The 17,690-nt window shown below is 69.7% G+C and carries 21 protein-coding genes and 1 tRNA gene; 12 read left to right on the top strand and 10 right to left on the bottom strand.

All coding sequences use genetic code 11. The annotated features are described in order from the left end of the window. Nucleotides 1–195 precede the first annotated feature (195 nt). Nucleotides 196–762 (top strand): RBBP9/YdeN family alpha/beta hydrolase, encoded by a 567-nt coding sequence (locus Ato02nite_RS45130; RefSeq protein ID WP_498371296.1) that lies wholly within the window; start codon nucleotides 196–198, stop codon nucleotides 760–762. Nucleotides 763–891: 129 nt separating this feature from the next. Here Ato02nite_RS45130 and Ato02nite_RS45125 read toward each other — a convergent pair. After that, nucleotides 892–962: transfer RNA gene (locus tag Ato02nite_RS45125), tRNA-Gly, on the bottom strand. Between the two features lie 53 nt (nucleotides 963–1,015). Further along, complete coding sequence (locus Ato02nite_RS45120) at nucleotides 1,016–1,519, bottom strand: pyridoxamine 5'-phosphate oxidase family protein (RefSeq protein ID WP_213012883.1); 504 nt, start codon at nucleotides 1,517–1,519, stop codon at nucleotides 1,016–1,018. 76 nt (nucleotides 1,520–1,595) lie between these two features. Between Ato02nite_RS45120 and dcd the strand changes: the two genes are divergently transcribed. Together dcd and Ato02nite_RS45110 are read left to right on the top strand one after the other, a co-directional pair. Then, complete coding sequence (gene dcd / locus Ato02nite_RS45115; RefSeq protein WP_213012882.1) at nucleotides 1,596–2,174, top strand: dCTP deaminase; 579 nt, start codon at nucleotides 1,596–1,598, stop codon at nucleotides 2,172–2,174. 28 nt (nucleotides 2,175–2,202) lie between these two features. Continuing rightward, entirely contained in the window at nucleotides 2,203–2,850 is a 648-nt protein-coding gene (locus Ato02nite_RS45110) for a class I SAM-dependent methyltransferase (protein ID WP_213012881.1), read from the top strand. Here Ato02nite_RS45110 and Ato02nite_RS45105 read toward each other — a convergent pair. After that, on the bottom strand, nucleotides 2,847–3,323 hold the full coding sequence (locus tag Ato02nite_RS45105) for a YcxB family protein (protein ID WP_213012880.1): 477 nt from the start codon (nucleotides 3,321–3,323) through the stop codon (nucleotides 2,847–2,849). The genes Ato02nite_RS45110 and Ato02nite_RS45105 overlap by 4 nt on opposite strands. A gap of 75 nt (nucleotides 3,324–3,398) precedes the next feature. After that, a complete protein-coding gene (locus Ato02nite_RS45100) occupies nucleotides 3,399–4,259 on the bottom strand; it encodes an LLM class F420-dependent oxidoreductase (RefSeq protein WP_213012879.1) in 861 nt (286 codons plus the stop codon). A 61-nt stretch (nucleotides 4,260–4,320) separates the two neighbouring features. Here Ato02nite_RS45100 and Ato02nite_RS45095 point away from each other — a divergent pair, with 61 nt between their 5' ends. Then, entirely contained in the window at nucleotides 4,321–4,581 is a 261-nt protein-coding gene (locus tag Ato02nite_RS45095) for a YciI family protein (protein WP_213012878.1), read from the top strand. A 7-nt stretch (nucleotides 4,582–4,588) separates the two neighbouring features. Here Ato02nite_RS45095 and Ato02nite_RS45090 read toward each other — a convergent pair whose 3' ends face one another. Next, nucleotides 4,589–5,125: a phosphoribosyltransferase gene (locus Ato02nite_RS45090; protein WP_213012877.1), complete on the bottom strand. Its 537-nt coding sequence runs from the start codon at nucleotides 5,123–5,125 to the stop codon at nucleotides 4,589–4,591. A gap of 111 nt (nucleotides 5,126–5,236) precedes the next feature. On the opposite strand from Ato02nite_RS45090, the gene Ato02nite_RS45085 reads away from it, so the two are divergent. After that, complete coding sequence (locus Ato02nite_RS45085) at nucleotides 5,237–6,364, top strand: PP2C family protein-serine/threonine phosphatase (protein WP_213012876.1); 1,128 nt, start codon at nucleotides 5,237–5,239, stop codon at nucleotides 6,362–6,364. Here Ato02nite_RS45085 and Ato02nite_RS45080 read toward each other — a convergent pair. Next, the gene (locus tag Ato02nite_RS45080; RefSeq protein ID WP_213012875.1) at nucleotides 6,361–6,516 is read right to left on the bottom strand and encodes a hypothetical protein; all 156 of its coding nucleotides are present in this window, start codon (nucleotides 6,514–6,516) and stop codon (nucleotides 6,361–6,363) included. The genes Ato02nite_RS45085 and Ato02nite_RS45080 overlap by 4 nt on opposite strands. A 261-nt stretch (nucleotides 6,517–6,777) precedes the next feature. On the opposite strand from Ato02nite_RS45080, the gene Ato02nite_RS45075 reads away from it, so the two are divergent. Beyond that, nucleotides 6,778–8,634 carry an acyl-CoA dehydrogenase gene (locus tag Ato02nite_RS45075; protein ID WP_213012874.1) on the top strand — a complete coding sequence of 619 codons (1,857 nt, stop codon included), beginning with the start codon at nucleotides 6,778–6,780 and terminating at the stop codon, nucleotides 8,632–8,634. Nucleotides 8,635–8,761: 127 nt separating this feature from the next. Continuing rightward, nucleotides 8,762–10,690 carry a S8 family serine peptidase gene (locus Ato02nite_RS45070; protein WP_213012873.1) on the top strand — a complete coding sequence of 643 codons (1,929 nt, stop codon included), beginning with the start codon at nucleotides 8,762–8,764 and terminating at the stop codon, nucleotides 10,688–10,690. Nucleotides 10,691–10,704: 14 nt separating this feature from the next. Here the strand turns inward: Ato02nite_RS45070 and Ato02nite_RS45065 are convergent, their stop codons facing one another. After that, nucleotides 10,705–11,223, bottom strand: coding sequence for a SixA phosphatase family protein (locus Ato02nite_RS45065; RefSeq protein ID WP_213012872.1), 519 nt, complete (start codon nucleotides 11,221–11,223; stop codon nucleotides 10,705–10,707). 89 nt (nucleotides 11,224–11,312) lie between these two features. Between Ato02nite_RS45065 and Ato02nite_RS45060 the strand changes: the two genes are divergently transcribed. After that, nucleotides 11,313–11,585: a DUF6458 family protein gene (locus tag Ato02nite_RS45060; protein WP_213012871.1), complete on the top strand. Its 273-nt coding sequence runs from the start codon at nucleotides 11,313–11,315 to the stop codon at nucleotides 11,583–11,585. A 74-nt stretch (nucleotides 11,586–11,659) separates the two neighbouring features. Here the strand turns inward: Ato02nite_RS45060 and Ato02nite_RS45055 are convergent, their stop codons facing one another. After that, nucleotides 11,660–12,496, bottom strand: a complete 837-nt coding sequence (locus Ato02nite_RS45055) for an SDR family oxidoreductase (RefSeq protein WP_213012870.1) — start codon at nucleotides 12,494–12,496, stop codon at nucleotides 11,660–11,662. A gap of 113 nt (nucleotides 12,497–12,609) precedes the next feature. Here Ato02nite_RS45055 and Ato02nite_RS45050 point away from each other — a divergent pair, with 113 nt between their 5' ends. Next, the gene (locus Ato02nite_RS45050; protein WP_246608120.1) at nucleotides 12,610–12,972 is read left to right on the top strand and encodes a winged helix-turn-helix transcriptional regulator; all 363 of its coding nucleotides are present in this window, start codon (nucleotides 12,610–12,612) and stop codon (nucleotides 12,970–12,972) included. Here Ato02nite_RS45050 and trhA read toward each other — a convergent pair. Continuing rightward, nucleotides 12,948–13,628 (bottom strand): PAQR family membrane homeostasis protein TrhA, encoded by a 681-nt coding sequence (trhA, locus tag Ato02nite_RS45045; protein ID WP_213012869.1) that lies wholly within the window; start codon nucleotides 13,626–13,628, stop codon nucleotides 12,948–12,950. The two genes, Ato02nite_RS45050 and trhA, sit on opposite strands and share 25 nt — an antisense overlap. Before the next feature lie 67 nt (nucleotides 13,629–13,695). Here trhA and Ato02nite_RS45040 point away from each other — a divergent pair, with 67 nt between their 5' ends. From Ato02nite_RS45040 to Ato02nite_RS45030, 3 genes are read left to right on the top strand one after another with little or no spacing between them, the layout of a single operon-like run. Then, the gene (locus tag Ato02nite_RS45040; protein ID WP_213012868.1) at nucleotides 13,696–14,301 is read left to right on the top strand and encodes a 5-oxoprolinase subunit B family protein; all 606 of its coding nucleotides are present in this window, start codon (nucleotides 13,696–13,698) and stop codon (nucleotides 14,299–14,301) included. Then, nucleotides 14,199–15,125, top strand: coding sequence for a 5-oxoprolinase subunit C family protein (locus Ato02nite_RS45035; protein ID WP_438873120.1), 927 nt, complete (start codon nucleotides 14,199–14,201; stop codon nucleotides 15,123–15,125). The genes Ato02nite_RS45040 and Ato02nite_RS45035 overlap by 103 nt, the downstream gene beginning before the upstream one ends. Beyond that, nucleotides 15,121–15,879, top strand: a complete 759-nt coding sequence (locus Ato02nite_RS45030) for a LamB/YcsF family protein (protein WP_213012887.1) — start codon at nucleotides 15,121–15,123, stop codon at nucleotides 15,877–15,879. Before Ato02nite_RS45035 ends, Ato02nite_RS45030 begins: the two co-directional genes overlap by 5 nt. Here the strand turns inward: Ato02nite_RS45030 and Ato02nite_RS45025 are convergent. Next, nucleotides 15,876–17,663, bottom strand: a complete 1,788-nt coding sequence (locus Ato02nite_RS45025; RefSeq protein WP_213012866.1) for an NHL domain-containing thioredoxin family protein — start codon at nucleotides 17,661–17,663, stop codon at nucleotides 15,876–15,878. The two genes, Ato02nite_RS45030 and Ato02nite_RS45025, sit on opposite strands and share 4 nt — an antisense overlap. Nucleotides 17,664–17,690: the final 27 nt, after the last annotated feature.

Genomic DNA, 17,690 nt, shown 5'->3' with positions numbered 1-17,690 from the left:
TCAAGGTCTTGTCGTGCACTTGCCTTGCCTTGCCTTGCCTTGCTACGTGTGGGGACGTGGTCCACCACGGTTGCCGAGCGAGCCACGAAACGTTCCGGGCCCTGCTTGACGCTCGGCGTGATTCGTCTGCGTCTTCAAACGATCTCGCTGTCGACGGGAGGAACATTACCCAGCGACGGGAAGAATGTCTAGGCGCTGCAACCCAGATTTTCTGGTCGACTGACGGGGTGTTCGGGGGAGTTCCTTCCGCCGATCACTGGTCACGCGGCTGGGTCAACGACGATGCGCACGTTGGCGCCCGAGGCGCCCGGGCCGCCTTTCCTCGCTGTCGACCGGGTTGCTGCGCTGCGTGTTGCGATCAGCGCCGATGATGAGCCGGCGATCCTCGTCGCGCACAGTGCGGGCTGCCTCGTCGTCGCCGTCTGGGCCAGTGAACACACCGGTCCCGTCCGTGCTGCTCTGCTGGTCACGCCGCCGTACGCGGAACCGGGCTGGACTCCGGCGCCTCCGGAGATCTTCGACGGCTTCGTCGGCACCGTGCCGCGGCAGCCGCTGCCCTTCCGCTCGATCCTGGTCGCCAGCCAGAACGATCCGATGGCCACATTCGAACAGTTCGGGGCGTATGCGCAAGATGCGGATCGGAGCTGTTCGCCGCGGGCGACAAGGCGGTCAAGGCGGCCCCCGCAAGCCGAGCAAACGCCCGACCGAGCGGCCGGCCACAGGTCGCGGAACAGTTGCCGAGGCGAGCCAATGGCACGTTAATGGCACACAGCCGGTCCGACGCGCTCAGCGCACCCACCGCACGGTGGGGGTCTGGGGGGTCGCCCCCCAGGTAGATATGCGAGGAGCCCCTGGTCCGCGCACTTTGCGGACAGGGGCTCCTCGGAGACGAGCGGGTGACGGGAATCGAACCCGCACTGTCAGCTTGGGAAGCTGATGTTCTGCCATTGAACTACACCCGCGTAGCGGGATCACTGTACCTGATGGTGGTGCCGTGTGGCGGGAGTGGCTCGCGTTAGCCGGCGTAGGCCAAGGGGCGGGATAACTCGGCTCTCCACGTGCGGCTGGTCGGTCGCGCGGCGCCGGGACTTGCTGCCAGGGGGATGGCGCCGGCTGGGCCGTGGCGGCGGAGGGTTGCTGTCTCGACGTGCATTTCGTAGAGGTGCCAGTCGACCCCGGGGGACGCGCGCAGCGCCTCCGACAGCGTGGCGATCACCAGTGGGTTTTTGACTCGGGTGGCGACGCCCGTCAGGTAGGCCTCGTCGTCGCACTCCTCCGGTGGGAACGAGTGCAGGGCGTAACGGCCGTCTCGGGCCAGATCTCCCCGTTTGGGTGACGCGACTATGAAGCAGTAGAGGCCCTCGTCCGTGAAGACCGGGGAGACCGGGTGCAGCCTCGGGGCGCCGTCGGCGCGGATCGTCGCCAGGTAGGCGAGGCCCGGACCGTACTGCTCGAACAGGGCGCGGATGGCTGCCGCCAGGGTGGGGTCGGCGGAGGTGAAGTCGGACCAGGAAGCCATGTGGACGATTCTATCGAACACTTGTTCGACACGCCCAGCTAAACACGCCGAAGGGGCAGGTCGGTATGGTGTCCCGATGCTGCTCTCCGACCGTGACCTCGTCTCCGAGATCAAGTCGGGCGATCTCGCCCTGGAGCCGTTCGACCCCGCGCTCATGCAACCGTCCAGCATCGACGTCCGGCTGGACCGGTTCTTCCGGGTGTTCAACAACCACCTCTACACCCACATCGACCCGGCCGAGCAGCAGGACGATCTCACCGCGGAGGTGGAGGTCGGCGACGGCGAGCCGTTCGTGCTGCACCCGGGGGAGTTCGTGCTGGCCTCGACGCTCGAGGTGATCACACTGGGTGAGCAACTGGCGGGCCGGCTCGAGGGCAAGAGCTCGCTCGGCCGTCTCGGGCTGCTGACGCATTCGACGGCCGGGTTCATCGACCCGGGCTTCTCCGGGCACGTCACGCTGGAGCTGTCCAACGTGGCCAATCTGCCGATCAAGCTGTGGCCGGGCATGAAGATCGGGCAACTCTGCATTTTCCGGCTGTCCAGCCCGGCCGAGCACCCCTACGGCTCGTCCATCTACGGCTCGCGCTACCAGGGCCAACGCGGTCCGACGCCGTCTCGCTCGGCGCAGAACTTCCGGGTCTGGCCGACCGCCTGACGGTCGCGCGCTGCGGCAGACTGGCGCGATGATCGACCGGGAAACCGCAAAATACCTCAACAAAACCCGTATTGCGTACGACGTGGTAGCAGCCGATTATCACGTGGTACTCCGGGACGAACTTGCCCGTTCCACTTGGGAACGCGCGGTGCTCGGCGGGTTCGCCGAGGTGGTGGACGGGCCCGTGGTCGAGGTGGGTTGCGGGCCGGGGCGGATCACCGGCCATCTGGCGAAGCTGGGTCTGGACATCAGGGGCATCGACCTGTCGCCGCGCATGATCGACGTCGCCCGCGAGGTGCATCCGGACATCCCGTTCAGCGTCGGCTCGCTGCTCGAACTCGATCTTCCGGACGACAGCCTGGGCGGCCTGGTCGCCTGGTATTCGCTGGTACACACCCCACCGCGGCTGTGGCCGGCGGCGTTGGCCGAGTTCTTCCGGGTGCTGCGGCCGGGCGGCCGGGTGCTGCTGGGCTTCAAGGCCGGCTCCGAGAAGCGTGCGCTGACCAGGGGGTACGGCCATGAGATCGACCTGGACGTCTACTGGCTTCCGCCCCAGCAGGTAGCCGACGTGATGACCGCCGCCGGGTTCACCGAGACGATGCGGCTGGTGCGGGCGGCCGAAGACTGCGAGGGCCAGCCCCAGGCGTACATCATGGGTTGGAAACCGGAGCGCTAAGCGCGACGGACCCGCAGACCGTGCCCGGCCGCGGTGCCGAGGACCTGTTCGATCTGGGCCGGAGTGAGGGTGCCGGTGGGGATCGGAAGGAAGCGGGTGCGACTGCGTCCGAAGATCAGCTGGCCGGGTGCTTCCTCGACGAACTGAAAGGCATTCCAGGCGTACGCGTGCCGGCTCGCGAGGCTGGAACTGGCGACGCCGCCGTCGGTGATCTCGTAGGTGGTGAGGTCGCCGTCGCGGAGTGCGTCCCGGGTGCCCGCGTTGATGAGCAGCATCGGGATGCCGACCGCGATGAGCGCGCCGACCAGCACCAGCGTGAGGTAACTGCCGCCGACGACCACCTGGAGGAGCAGCGCGAGGGCGATGGCGGCCCAGCCGAGCCCGCGCGCGGTCATCACGAACGGCCGCAGCCCACGCCGAACCGCCGAGGCGACCAGCCGGGCGTCCGACGAAGCGGTGATCTGCAGGAACATCACTGAAATGTAACTTTTCCGCACCTTGCCCAGATATCGGCCGGTCGGCGGAGCCGGATCTACCGGGACGGAACCTCAGATGCCGAGGATCCCGGCCAGGCGGCGCCACTCGGGGCGGGGGAGCCGGGTGGCGGAGTCGGCCGGCAGGACCTGGATGGCCAGGTGGTCGGCGCCGGCGGTCAGGTGGGCGTCGAGGCCGGCCCGGATCTTGTCGTCGGGGCCCCAGAGCACGGCCTGGTCGAGGAATCGGTCGCTGCCGGAACCGGCCAGGTCGTCCGCGGTCAGGCCCTCCTGGGCCAGGGCGTTCGTGTAGTTCGGGAGGGCCAGGTAGGTGCGGGCCATTTGGCGGGCCACCTCGTGGGCCTCCTCGGCGTCGGTGCCCAGGAAGATCTTCTGCTCGGGGATGAGCAGGCGGTCGGGGCCGAGGATCTCGCGGGCCTTGGCCGTGTGCGACGGCGGCATCAGGTAGGGCAGGGCGCCGGCGGTCAGGTCGCGGGCCGCGGCGACGGTCTTCGGGCCCAGGGCGGCGATCATGAGCTCGTCCTGGGGGACGTCGGGCAGACTGGCGAGGAATTCGCGCAGCCGGCTCAGCGGCTTCACGTAGCGCTGGCCCAGCGACTCGGCGGTGGGGGCGTGGCCGGAGCCGATGCCCAGGTAGAAGCGGCCGGGGAAGCGGGCTCGGATGCGCTGGTGGCTCGCGGCCAGGGGCTCGGCCTGGCTGTGCCAGATGTCGACGATGCTGGTGCCCACCACCAGGCGCTCGGTCGCGGCCAGCACGGCCTCGGGCAGCCGCAGGTCGTCGGGCGGGCTGCCGCCGATCCAGACCGAGCCGAAGCCCAGGTCTTCGAGCTCCCGGGCCGCCGCGGCGATCTCGTCCGCCTCGGTGGGCCAGTGCCGGCTGGACACCCAGATGCCATAGCGCCCGAATTCGTTCACCCCCGGATCGTACGATTGCCGGGCGCAGAAAGCGCGGGAGAGGAGCGTCACCGTGTACGTGATGATCTCGAAGTACCTGGCCCCGGTGGACGAGGTCGACAAGGTCCGCGAGGAGCATCTGGCCTTTCTGGACGGTCTGATCCAGCGCGGCAAGCTGGTGATCGCCGGGCGGCAGGACCCGCCGGTGGGTGGTCTCGTGATGATCGAGGCGGACACCGAGGCGGAGGCGCGCGAGCTGATGGCCGACGACCCGTACATCAAGCAGGGCGTCGCGGAGTACACGGCTACCGGCTTCCGGCCGAGCCTAGGCCGGTTGGCATAACGGCTGCCTAGAGGTCAGAACCGCGGAGCAGTCCGCGAATGGTCAGCGAGGCGGCGACCTTGGGCGGGCACTCGTCGACGATCACGGCGGCGCCGACATAGTTGTCGCCCAGCAAGGAGCGGAGGGCCCGGATCTGGGCTCCGGTGGCCGCCCAGTCGTCGACCACGAGCACCCGGTCGTCCGGCGCGATCAGGCCCTCCCGTACGCCCAGAAGTTGCTCCTCGCCGCGATGGTCGCTGGGCACCGTGGCCCAGCGCATCGGCTCGGCGATGGGCCGGCGCACGCCGGCCCGGTAGGCCTCCACGAAGCCGGCGCCCAGCGCCCGCGCGACCAGCGGCCCGAGCAGGAAACCGGTGACCTCGGGGGAGACGACGACGGTGGGCGAGGATTCCCGGAAGAGTGCGCCCAGCGCGTCCCCGAGGCCAGAGATGATCAGCGGATCACGCCACCAGCCGGAGCGGTTGCTGACCAGATATCCGGTGCCGTCGCCGGGGTCGGTCCAGCGGAACGCGGCCCGAAGGCGATCACCTAGATCGACTGCCATCGGAACATCCTGTCACCGTCACGGGGCCGTCCGGCCGACAGGGAGTAACGGGTGGTCAGAACCGAGTCAGACTACGCGTCAAGTTGATGCAGTGACTCGCTCTGATCGGGCATGCTGTTCGGCGTAACCATGCCTACTCTTCCGCCGGGCCGTCGCCCGCTCAGCCCAGGATCCCGCGCCGGTCTCGGCGCGGCCCTCGTGCTGCTCGCTGTCGTGTCCGCCGTGGAGCTCGCCGACGGGCCGCGGGCCCACTTCGTCGGCCTGCTCGCGGCTGTTCCCTTTCTCGCCGCCGTCTTCGCCTTCTGGCAGACGGTGCTGGTGGCGGGAGTGCTCGCCACCGTCGTCGGCACGATCTTCGTGGGGTCGGACAGCGCCCAGGGCATGGCCGGCCCGGTCACGATCGCCGGCATCATACTGGCCACCGGCATCGCGGCGACCGTGGCGACGATCCGGCAGCGGCAGGCCGACCGGATCGTCGAGCTGCAGAAACTCGCGGCGGTGGCCCAGCAGGCGGTGCTGCGTGACGTGGGTCCGCGGGTGGGTGCGCTCGCGGTGGCGGGGCGGTACATCTCGGCGACCGCGGCCGCCGACATCGGCGGCGACCTGTACGAAGCGCTGGACACGCCGTACGGGGTGCGCATCATCATCGGGGACGTGCGCGGCAAGGGGCTGGACGCGGTCCGGCTGGCCAGCATCGTGCTCGGGTCCTATCGGCACGTGGCCTACGAGCGGGCCGATCTGAAGATGATGGTGGCCGACCTGGACCGCGCGGTGGCCCGCAGCGTCGGCGACGAGGACTTCGTGACGGCCGCGCTGGTCGAGGAGCGCGGGGGCACGCTCACGATCGTCAACTGTGGACATCCGGCGCCGTTGCTGCTGCGGCGCGGCCAGGTCATTCCGCTGGAACCGCCGTCGCCGGCGCCGCCGCTGGGCTTCATGCCCGAGGTCAAGGTGCGGGTGGAGCGGCTCGAGCCGGGCGACCGGCTGCTGCTGTTCACCGACGGGCTGGGCGAGGCGCGCCGGGAGGGTGAATTCTTCCCCACCGCGGATCGCGCGTGGCGGCTGCTCGGCCACGGCACGGTCGGGGACGGGCTGGCGTCGCTGGAGGCCGCGCTGGTTGACTGGGTGCACGGCCGTCTCGAGGACGACATCGCCCTGGTGCTGCTGGAGTACGCGGGACCTGACGACGGCCCGACCGTACCCATGCCTAGCTGGGAGGTCGGTGCCGCCGGCAGTTAAGCGGCGGCGGTTTCCGCCTCTTCGCTGGGTTTGTCCCCCACCGGGCCGGCGGTTACCGGCACGGGCTCGGCCCGGCGGTGCCGTCCGGTGTAGTGCCGTGGCTGGTCTGCCTGACGAGGCTCGGGAATCAGGTTCTTGATTGCGGCGAACATGGTGTCCCCCTGTATGTCTTGCGGCGAAGACTCTCTATTCGATGCAACGACCCACGAGACGCCTCGATACGTAGCCGACCGAACGATGGCCGAACGGCTGTACCGGCGACCACCCGATCGGCCGGACTGAATGTGCGATCCGCCGGTTGGTCACAGAACCGCTCGCGGCTTGTCGCCTTCTACCGATGGGTAATACAGTGGGAGTTACTGACGGGTAACTCGCGTTTTCACTCGCGTCGTTCGGAGAGCGGGGCCAGCAACATGACCCATTACAAGAGCAACCTTCGGGACCTCCAGTTCAATCTGTTCGAGGTCTTCGGGGCTGATCGGGCGTTCGGCCAGGCGCCGTTCGACGAGATCGACGCGGAGACCGCGCGCGACGTCCTCGCCGAGGTGAACCGCCTCGCCACCGAGGACCTGGCGGCGAGCTACACCGACGCCGACCGCAATCCGCCGGTTTTCGACCCGGCGACCCACACGGCCCCGCTGCCGGAGTCGTTCAAGAAGTCGTTCGAGCAGTGGATGGCCGCCGAGTTCTGGCGCCTCGACCTGCCCTCCTCGCTGGGTGGCACGCTGGCGCCGCGGGCGATGTGGTGGTCGCTCGCCGAGATGGTGCTGGGAGCCAACGCCCCGGTCTGGATGTATTCGTCCGGTCCTTCCTTCGCGCACGTCGTGGAGCAGGAGGGCACCGAGGACCAGAAGAAGTGGGCCAAGCTCTTCGTCGAGAAGCAGTGGGGCTCGACCATGGTGCTCACCGAGCCGGACGCCGGCTCGGACGTCGGCGCCGGTCGGGCCAAGGCCATTCCGCAGGCGGACGGCTCGTGGCACATCGAGGGCGTCAAGCGCTTCATCACCTCGGGTGAGCACGACCTGACCGACAACATCATCCACTACGTGCTGGCCCGCCCGGTCGGCGTCGAGGGTGCCGGCGGTCCGGGCACCAAGGGCCTGTCGCTGTTCATCGTGCCGAAGTACCACTTCGACCCGGAGACCGGTGAGCTCGGTGAGCGCAACGGCGTCTACGCCACCAACGTCGAGCACAAGATGGGCCTCAAGGTCTCGAACACCTGCGAGATGACCTTCGGCGAGCACGGGACCCCCGCCAAGGGCTGGCTGCTGGGCGAGGTGCACGCCGGCATCCGGCAGATGTTCATGATCATTGAGTACGCCCGGATGATGGTCGGCACGAAGGCGATCGCGACCCTGTCGACCGGTTACCTCAACGCCCTGGAGTACGCGAAGAACCGCGTCCAGGGCGCCGACCTGGTGCAGAACGACAACAAGGCCGCGCCGCGCGTCACGATCACCCACCACCCGGACGTACGCCGCTCGCTGATGCTGCAGAAGTCGTACTCCGAGGCCCTGCGGGCCCTGGTCGTCTACACCGGCACCTGGCAGGACAAGATCGCCATCGCCGAGGCGGCCGGTGACACCGAGACGGCCAAGGCCGCGAGCAAGGTCAACGACCTGCTGCTTCCGCTGGTCAAGGGCGTCGGTTCGGAGCGGGCGTACGAACTGCTCGGGCACGAGTCGCTGCAGACCTTCGGCGGTTCCGGCTTCCTGCAGGACTACCCGCTGGAGCAGTACGTCCGGGACGCGAAGATCGACACTCTGTACGAGGGCACGACCGCGATCCAGAGCCTCGACCTGATCTTCCGCAAGATCGTGAAGAACCAGGGTCAGGCGCTCGCCGTCATCGCCGGTGAGATGCAGGAGTTCGTCACGAGCGAGGCCGGCAACGGCCAGCTCAAGGAGGAGCGGCTCGGCCTCGGCAAGGCGCTCGGCGAGATGCAGCAGATCCTCGGCGCGACCATGGGCTGGCTGGCCTCGGTGCAGAGCGGCGAGACCCGCGAGCTGTACAAGGTGGGCCTCAGCTCCCGCCGGGTCCTGCTCGCGCTCGGCGACGTCGTGCTCGCCTGGCTGCTGCTGCGCCAGGCCGAGGTGGCCCTCAAGGCGCTCGGCGGCGAGGTGTCGGCCGCCGACAAGAACTTCTACGAGGGCAAGGTGGCGGCCGCCCGGTTCTTCGTCCGCGAGGTGCTGCCGCGCGTCGGCTCCGACCGCCGCATCATCGAGAACACCGTCCTGGACCTGATGGACCTGTCCGAGGACGCGTTCTGACCTAGACCTTTTCCCACTCTCCTGAAAAACGGCACAGGCCGGTTCGGACAAGGACGTCCGGGCCGGCCTGCGTCGTTTACGATCATGGCCCGAGCCGGGCGTCCGCTACGCGCTGAAGGACTACCTGGTGCACTCGGACGGCGATCCGCTCGACCCGGCTATCGCGGTCGGTCAGCGGGTCAGCCAGATCCCCGGTGCGCAGACGTGGACGACCGGGAGTCCGTCGGTGACCGTGGCGGTCGTCGACTCCGGAGTGACGCCCACCCAGGACGTGTCGGCCGACCGGCTCGCCGAGGGTTACGACTTCGTCGACGGCGACAGCGACCCGACCGACACCGGCAGCCACGGAACGCAGGTCGCCGGCATCATTGCGGCTCAGGGCGGAAACGGCGTCGGCGGCACGGGTGTGTGTGGACAGTGCCGGATCATGCCGATCCGGGCGCTGCGGACCAACGCGGCCGGCGGAGCTACCGGGTACGCCTCGGACGTCGCGGCCGGCATCGTCTGGGCCGCCGACCACGGCGCCAAGATCGTGAACGTCTCGGCCAGCGCCCCGAGCGTCGACACCCTGATGCGCGAGGCAGTCGACCACGCAGCAACCAAGGACGTACTGGTCGTCGCGTCGGCCGGGCACGACCCGACGACGCCGTACATCGGCTATCCGGCGGCGATCGACTCGGTGCTCGCGGTCGGGTCGGTCGGCTACACCGGCCTGCCGAGCACCTACTCCAACCTGAACACCCCGAGCAACCACTGGGTCGACGTCAGCGCGCCCGGCATCGGCTACGCGCTCAACCCGGCCGGCACGACGAGTCCTCTCGTCGGCACGTCCGCGTCGACGGCCGTCGTCTCCGGAGCGGCCGCCCTCGCCTACGCGATCGAGCCGGATCTCACCGCGGTCGAGCTGCACCGGCGGATCACCGAGTCGGCCAATCAGGTCCCCGCCGTGCCCAGCTACTACGCGCCGGTGCTGGACGCGACCCGGCTGCTGGTCAACCTCGGCGCAACCGACACCGGCAGCCCGGAGGTCGTCACGACCGGGCTGACCGACAACCAGTTGGTCGGCCCGACCCACAACGTGTTGGTCACGCCGGTGGCCACCGATGATCACGCCGTCGCGCGGATGGACATGCTGCTGGACGGCACCGTGGTCGCGAACTGGTGGCCCTGGTTGCGGCAGATCCAGCTACCGGCCACCCTTCCCGGCGCGGACGGCCCGCACCAGGTGGTGATCCGTGCCTACGACTACGCCGGGCACGTCGCCGAGCGAAGCACGACGGTCGTCTTCGACACCATCGCGCCGACCGGGCAGATCGTGCAGCCGGTCGAAGACAGTCACGTTCGCGACGGCTTCACCGTGGTGGTCACCTCGACGAACCCGGCGGACGTCGCGTCGGTGGGGGCGAACGGCGTCGCGCTGACGCACGTCGCCGGCACCGACCGATGGACCGGCACGGCCACGCCGACGTCGGCCGGCCTGATCACGGTGGGGTTGGCCGACCAGGTCGGCAACACGACCTGGCTGACCCGGCACGTGGTGCTGGACAACGCCGGCCCGACCGCGACGGCTCTGATGCCGGCCGCAAACACACGGGTGCGGGGGACGTTCACCAGCACCATCTACGGCGTGCAGGACCGGAGTGGGCTGTGGACCGCGCAGCTGTACGTGAACGACACCTTTGTCGGGTCGGACACGACGTACCCGTATTCGCTGCCGGTGAAGACCGGGACGCGCAGCGGCACGGTGAAGTTGATCTGGCGGCTCGTGGACAAGCTGGGCAACCAGCGCTTCTACACGCGCTACGTGGTCGCGGACAACACGGCGCCGGCGGTGTCGATCACCAGCACTGTGAAGAAGACGGGCAAGGTCTCGGTGAAGGCGTCCGACGCCAGTGGCATCGCGAAGGTGCAGCTGCTGGTCAACGGCAAAGTGGTCGCGACCGACGGCACGGCGTCCTACGTTCTGACCTACAAGACCAAGAAGACCGTGAAGATCCAGGTGCGGGCGTACGACAAGGTGGGCAACGTGCGCTACACGACCACCCGCACCTGGTAATCGGAAGTAGTCGCTCAGCCGCGGGCCGTGTGCCGCCCGGTCAGGGACATCGAACCGGGCTCCGTCGTGGCCCACGAGCCCTCGGCGCGGTGCACGGCCAGGCCGGCGGTGCGCAGCTCGATCTGCCGGCCGTCCCACTGCTCGTCCGGGACCAGCAGGACGGACACCTCGGACACGGTCGGGTTGTGCCCGACCACGAGCACCGTGCGGACCGTGTCGGGCACTGTCCGGAGCAGATCGAAGACCTCGGTGCGGCCACCCGCGTACAGACTCTTCTCGTAGCGGACCTCGGGCGACACCTGCCCGGTCTGGGCCTGCGCCAACGCGATCGAGACGCCCTGCCAGGTCTGCCGGGTGCGCGCCGCCGGTGAGCAGAACACCAGGTCGGGGTGGATGCGCTCGTCGGCGAGCCAGGCACCGGCCGCGTCCGCGTCGGTCTCTCCGCGGGTGGTCAGCTTGCGGTCGAAGTCGGGGTCGTCACCCGGGGTCTCGGCCTTGGCGTGGCGGAGGATGACGAGGGTCCGTGCGCTCATGTGGACAGCTTGCCTGATTGAGAATGGGAACGCCTGGGTAACACACCTGTCGACGCATTGACCTCGGTGAGGATCAAGGAGAAGCGGCGATGGGCATCGGCGGAAGCATCTTCCTGCTGGCGGTGGGGGCGATTTTGGCGTTCGCCGTCAACGCTGACATCAGCGGGCTGGACATCAATGTCATTGGATGGATCCTGATGGCCGCCGGTTTGGTCGGCCTGATCATCACACTGTGGTTCTGGAACAACCGCCGCCGGACGGTGGTGACCCGGCAGTCGACTCAGCCGGTCGCGGGACCGGGGTACGCCGCGGAATACCGCGAGACCCGGCGCGACGACGTGCCGCCGCCTCCCGGCTACTGATCAAAGCAGGACTCGCGACGCCGGTCGACCGCCCCTCCCCCTCGGCGGTGCGGCCGGCGTCGCGCATGTGTGTGTCAGCTGAGTGCGGCCGCGATGGCGGTCGCGAGCGGCGTCACCGGGCGGCCGAGCAGCGACTCCAGGTCGGTGCGCTCGACGAACAGCGCACCCTTTGCGGCGGCCCGGTCCGAGTCGGCCAGGATCTCCGCGAACGGCGCGGGCACCCCGACGCCGACGAGCACCTCGATGTACTTCTCCGGGGAAAGGTCGGTGTAGGTGACCTCCTTGCCGGACTGGCGGGAGATCTCGGCGGCCAGCTCGGTCATCGTGAACGGTTCGCCGCCCAGCTCGTACACCTTGCCCACGTGTCCCTCGCCGACCAGGGCGGACGCCGCAGCCTCGGCGAAGTCGGCGCGGGTCGCGGCGGAGATCCGGCCGTCGCCGGCCGCACCGACCAGGCCGTGCGCGAGCGCCTGCTCGACCGAGTAGTTCTCGATGTACCAGCCGTTGCGCAGGAACACGTGCGGCAGGCCCGAGGAGGCCAGCAGCTGCTCGGTGACCCGGTGCTCCTCGGCCAGCTTCATGTCGGTGGTGTCGGCCCGCGGGATGCTCGTGTAGACGACCAGGCCGACGCCGGCGTTCTTGGCCGCGGTGACGACGTTGGTGTGCTGCGCGACGCGCTTGCCGGGCTCGCTGCCGGAGATGAACAGCAGCTTGTCGGCGCCGGTGAACGCCTCGGTCAGGGCGTCCACGTCCTCGTAGTCGACGTGCTTGGTGGTCACCCCCAAGTCGGCGATCTTGTCGAGCTGGCGGCCGAGACCGACGATGTCGGCGGCCGGTACGCCCTTGGCGAGCAGGGACTCGATGGCGAGGCGGCCGAGGTGTCCGGTGGCACCGGTGACGACGATGGTCATTTTCTGATCTCCTTCTTGCGGTTTCCAGGGTCAACGTCGCAGGTCAGCGGTCACTTCCCAATAGATAGTGGGCACCTTGAAGTGCAGTACTCACCTGAGAGATAGTTAGCAGCGTGGAGACCAGCGCGTACGCCAAAGACTGCCCGAGCCGGCAGATCCTGGACCGGATCGGTGACACCTGGAGCGTGCTCATCGTGGTGATGCTGGCCGACGGCTCGCACCGATACACCGAGCTCGCCAACCGGATCCAGGGCGTCAGCCCGAAGATGCTCACCCAGACGCTGCGCGGCCTCGAGCGGGACGGTCTGATCACCCGGACGGTACATCCGGTCGTGCCGCCGCGCGTCGACTATGCGTTGACCGGCCTGGGTCAGAGCCTCTACGGCCTGGTCGAGGGCCTGGAGAAGTGGGCCGAGACGCACATCGAGGACGTCCAGGCGGCCCGGGACGCCTACGACGCGTACAGCGCGAAGTAGACCGCGATGTGGTGGCAGATCGCCGCCACCAGCGTGCAGGCGTGGAAGAACTCATGGTGCCCGAAGATCTCCGGCCACGGGTTCGGCCGGCGCAGCGCGTAGAAGACCGCGCCGACCGTGTAGATCACGCCGCCGGTGATCAGCAGCACCAGGCAGGCCACGCCGCCGCGGTGCAGCACGTCGGGCAGGATGGCGATCGCCGCCCAGCCCAGCGCCACGTAGAGCGGAGCACCGGCCCAGCGCGGCAGGTGCGGCCAGATCACCTTGAGCGCCACCCCACCGAGCGCGCCGCCCCAAATCAGGCTGAGCATCAGCGTCGCCTTGCCGGGATGCAACAGCTCGACGCAGAACGGGGTGTAGGTGCCGGCGATGAAGATGAAGATCATCGAGTGATCCATCCGGCGCATGATCTGGTAGCCGCGCTCGCTCCAGGTCAGCCGGTGGTAGAGCGCACTGATCCCGAACAGGCCGCACACCGTGATGCTGTAGATCAGGCAGCTCACGAAGGGTGCGATGCCCGGCCGGCCGAGGGCGATCGAGCAGAGCACGATGCCGCCGACGATGGCGACGAAGAACGCGTACTGGTGCAGGCGGCCGCGCAGACGGGGTTTCCCGAGGTCGGCCGGCTTCATCCGGAACGGTGCTGAGGTCGTCACGGCTCCTAGGTTACGGCACCGTAAGTTACTGGCAAGTAGTGAAGCCACTCACGGCAGGATGATCGTCATGAGAGTACTTCCGGCGGGACCTTCGGCACTGGTGATCGAGTGTCGCGACGGTGAACAGGTCGAGGCTTGGCGGGCCGAGTTCTGGCGCCGACGGGAAGCCGGCGAGCTGATCGTGACCGACATCGTCCCGGGTGCCCGGACCGTCCTCCTTGACGGCGTTGCGCCGGGAACCGCCGCCTTGCTGGGCGAATGGCCGGAACCGGCGGCCTCTCAGGGAGCCGAAAAACCTCTCATTGAGATCTCCACCACATTCGACGGAGAGGATCTGCCGGACGTCGCCGAGCTGTGGGGCGTAAGCGTTTCCGAGGCCGTGAGCCGGCTGGTCGCCACCGAACTCCTCGTGGCGTTCTGCGGCTTCGCTCCGGGCTTCGCCTATCTGCGTGGTCTGCCGGAGGGGTGGTCGGTGCCCCGGCTCGCCGCTCCGCGGCCTCGCGTTCCGGCCGGCGCGGTCGGCCTGGCCGGCCCCTACGCCGGGATCTACCCCACGGCCTCACCGGGCGGGTGGCGGCTGGTCGGCCGCACCGGCCAGGCGCTTTTCGACGTACGGGCGGAACCGCCCGCCCTGCTCACCCCCGGCACTCGTGTGCGGCTGGTCCCCGCGTGATCACCGTGGTGCGGCCGGGGCCGCTCACCACCGTGCAGGACCTCGGCCGGCCGGGATACGCCCACCTCGGCGTGCCGCACTCGGGCGCACTCGACCAGCCGGCGCTGCGCCGGGCCAACGCCCTGGTCGGCAACCCGCCGGCCGCCGCCGGGCTGGAGACGACCCTGATGGGCTGCGCGCTGCGCTTCGAGCGGGCGGCCCGCGTCGCGATCACCGGCGCGGTCGCGACGGTGCGGCTCGACAAGGTGCCGGTCGACGGCGAGGTGATCGACGTGCCGGCCGGGGCGGTGCTCGACGTCGGCCGGGCCACCCGAGGGGTGCGGTCCTACCTCGCGGTGGCCGGCGGGATAGCCGCCGAGCCGGTGCTCGGCAGCCGCTCCACCGACACCCTCTCCGGCCTCGGGCCGGCCAAGCTCACCGACGGCATGACCCTGCCGATCGGCGAACTCACCGGTGGTTCGCCGCCGGCCCGGGCGGCGGCGCAGGCGGTCGACGAACTGCTTCTGGGCGTACGGCGGGGACCGCGCGACGACTGGTTCGTGGCCGCGGAACTGTTCGCCTCGGCGTACACCGTCTCGCCGATGAGCAACCGAGTCGGCTGCCGGTTGGCCGGCAGCGCCCTGACCCGCGCCAAGGCCGGCGAACTGCCCTCCGAGGGCGTGGTGCTGGGTGCCGTGCAGGTGCCCGCCGACGGCCAACCGCTGATCTTCCTGGCCGATCACCCGACCACCGGTGGCTACCCGGTGATCGGGGTGGTCGACGACGTGACCCCGCTCGCGCAAGCCCGGCCGGGTAGTACGGTGCGTTTCCGTGAGCTCGATTGATCTGAACGCCGATCTGGGCGAGGGCTTCGGCCGCTGGACCCTCGGCGACGACGAGGCCCTGCTCGACATCGTCACCTCGGCGAACGTGGCATGCGGTTTCCACGCCGGCGATCCGTCCACCATGCACCGGATCTGCGACGCCGCGGTGGCGCGCGGCGTCGCGATCGGAGCCCAGGTGGGCTACCGCGATCTGGCCGGCTTCGGCCGCCGCCGGATCGACTACGACCTGGCCGAACTGCACGACGACGTGCTGTACCAGATCGGTGCGCTGGAGGCCTTCTGCCGGGCGGCCGGCGGGCAGGTGGACTACGTCAAGCCGCACGGCGCGCTCTACAACACGGCGGCCGTCGACGAGGGGCAGGCGTCCGCGGTGGTCGCGGCCGTGCGGGCCTACGACCCGGCGCTGCCGGTGCTCTGCCAGCCCGGATCGGCGCTGGCGCGGCTCGCCGCGGCGGCCGGTCTCACCGCCGTGGGCGAGGGTTTCGCCGATCGCGGCTACCGTCCCGACGGAACGCTCGTGCCCCGCACGGTGGCCGGCGCGATCGTCGACGACCCGGACCTCGTGGTTGCCCGAGCCGTCCGGATGGCCGTCTCCCGGCAGGTCGAGACGGCCGACGGGGTGGTCGTCCCCTGCGACGTGGCGTCCATCTGCGTGCACGGTGACACACCCGGCGCGGTCGAGCTGGCCGAACAGGTGCGGGCCGGCCTCGTCAAGGCCGGCCGCACCCTCGCGCCGTTCGTCTCCTGGAGTTAGTCCTCGTCCAGGCCGCGCAGGACCAGCGGCAGACGGGACGGGCCGTCCGGGGTCACCACGACCGGGACACCCCAGTCCTGGCGGGTCAGGTGGCAGGCCGCGAACTCCTCGTCCACGTCACAGGTCGCGGCCTGGGCGACCACCTGGAGCACACCCTTCGGCACGGCCCGGTTGATCACCAGGGCGCGGGACAGGTCGGTGGTGGTGCCGGCCCCGTCGAGCAGCAGCTCCGGCGGGGACGCGGACACCTCGAGGCGGGTCGACGGGCCGAACTGGGTGTCCAGCTTCTGCCCGGGAGCCGGCGTGAAGATCACGTCGAGGGTCAAGGCGCCGGGAGCCACCGCCGACGGCGGGCGCTCGGTCCGGTGCCGCTCACCGGTGACCGTCTTCACCACGCCGGGCGCCAGCCGGGTCAACCGGTGCGCCGACGACTCCACCACGATGACGTCGCCGGTCCTGGTGACGACGATGTCGCTCGGCTCGTTCAGGCCGGAATCGACCGTCGACACCTCGTCGGTGACCGGGTCGAAGCGGCGGATCGCGCCGTTGTAGGTGTCCGCCACCAGCACCGAACCGTCCGGCAGGGCGGCCACCCCGAGCGGGTGCTGCAGCAGCGCCTCCTTGGCCGGGCCGTCCACGTGACCGAAGTCGAACAGGCCCTGACCGACCGCCGTGTGCATCACCCCGGCCTCGATCCAGCGCAGCGCCGACGTCTCACTGTCGGCGATCCACAGCCGGTCGCCGCCCACCGAAAGGCCGGACGGCTGGGCCATCCACACATCGGGGATCGGGCCGTCCCGCAGCGACTCGACGGTCGTGCCGGCGTACACCCCGATGGTCTTCGCCTGTGGCTCGAACCACCACAGCTCGTGGATGCCGGCCATCGCGATGATGACCTTGCCGTCGAACCAGGCCAGGTCCCACGGCGAGGACAGGTCGGCGGACAACGCGTCCTGCGGACCGTCGACGGCCGAGCGCCACGGCTTGCCGGTGCCCGCCACCAGGGTGATCTCGCCGGTCGCGAGCGCGAGGCCGCGCAGCTGGTGGTTGACCGTGTCGGCGACCAGCACGTCGTAGCCGACGCTCGTCGCGACCTCGGCCGGGAGCAGCAGCAGACCCTGCGGCTCGTTGAACGGCCCGTGCCGCTCGCCACTGCCGAACCGGCGCACCAGCGTCTCGCCGTCCGCGGACACCTCGGCCAGCGAATGCCGGGCCGAATCGGACACCAGGAGGTTGCCGTCCGGCAGCTCGATCGCCTTGCCCGGGAAACGCAGCAGGGTGTCGACCGCGGGCGGCGGGACGTACGGGCCGGTGCCGCGGTGCAGCGTGCCGGCCGCCTCGTGCTTGGTGATCAGTTCCTCGATCAGGCGGGACAGGCCCTCCGCGTGCCCCTCGCCGGCCATCGACGCCACCAGGTAACCGGTCGGGTCGATCACCGCGAGCGTGGGCCACGCCTTCGCCGCGTACTGCTGCCAGAGGTGCATGTCCCGGTCGTCGACCACCGGGTGGTGCACGCCGTAGCGCTCGACGGCGGCGGCCAGCGCCACCGGGTCCCGCTCGTGCTCGAACTTCGGTGAGTGCACGCCGATCACCACGACGGCGTCGCCGAACCGCTCCTCGAGCGGGCGCAGCTCGTCGAGAACGTGCAGGCAGTTGATGCAGCAGAAGGTCCAGAAATCCAGGACCACGACCTTGCCGCGCAGGTCGGCCAGGGTCAGGTCCTTACCGCCGGTGTTCAGCCAGCCACGGCCCCGCAGCTCGGGGGCCCGCACACGCCCAGTCATCGCACCATCGTGCCGCACCGACCGGGT

Origin of the sequence: Paractinoplanes toevensis (genome assembly GCF_018332695.1) — a bacterium.
Lineage (GTDB): Bacteria > Actinomycetota > Actinomycetes > Mycobacteriales > Micromonosporaceae > Actinoplanes > Actinoplanes toevensis.
The sequence above is the reverse complement of the archived record's forward strand: the minus strand, read 5'-3'. Positions and strand labels throughout refer to the sequence as shown.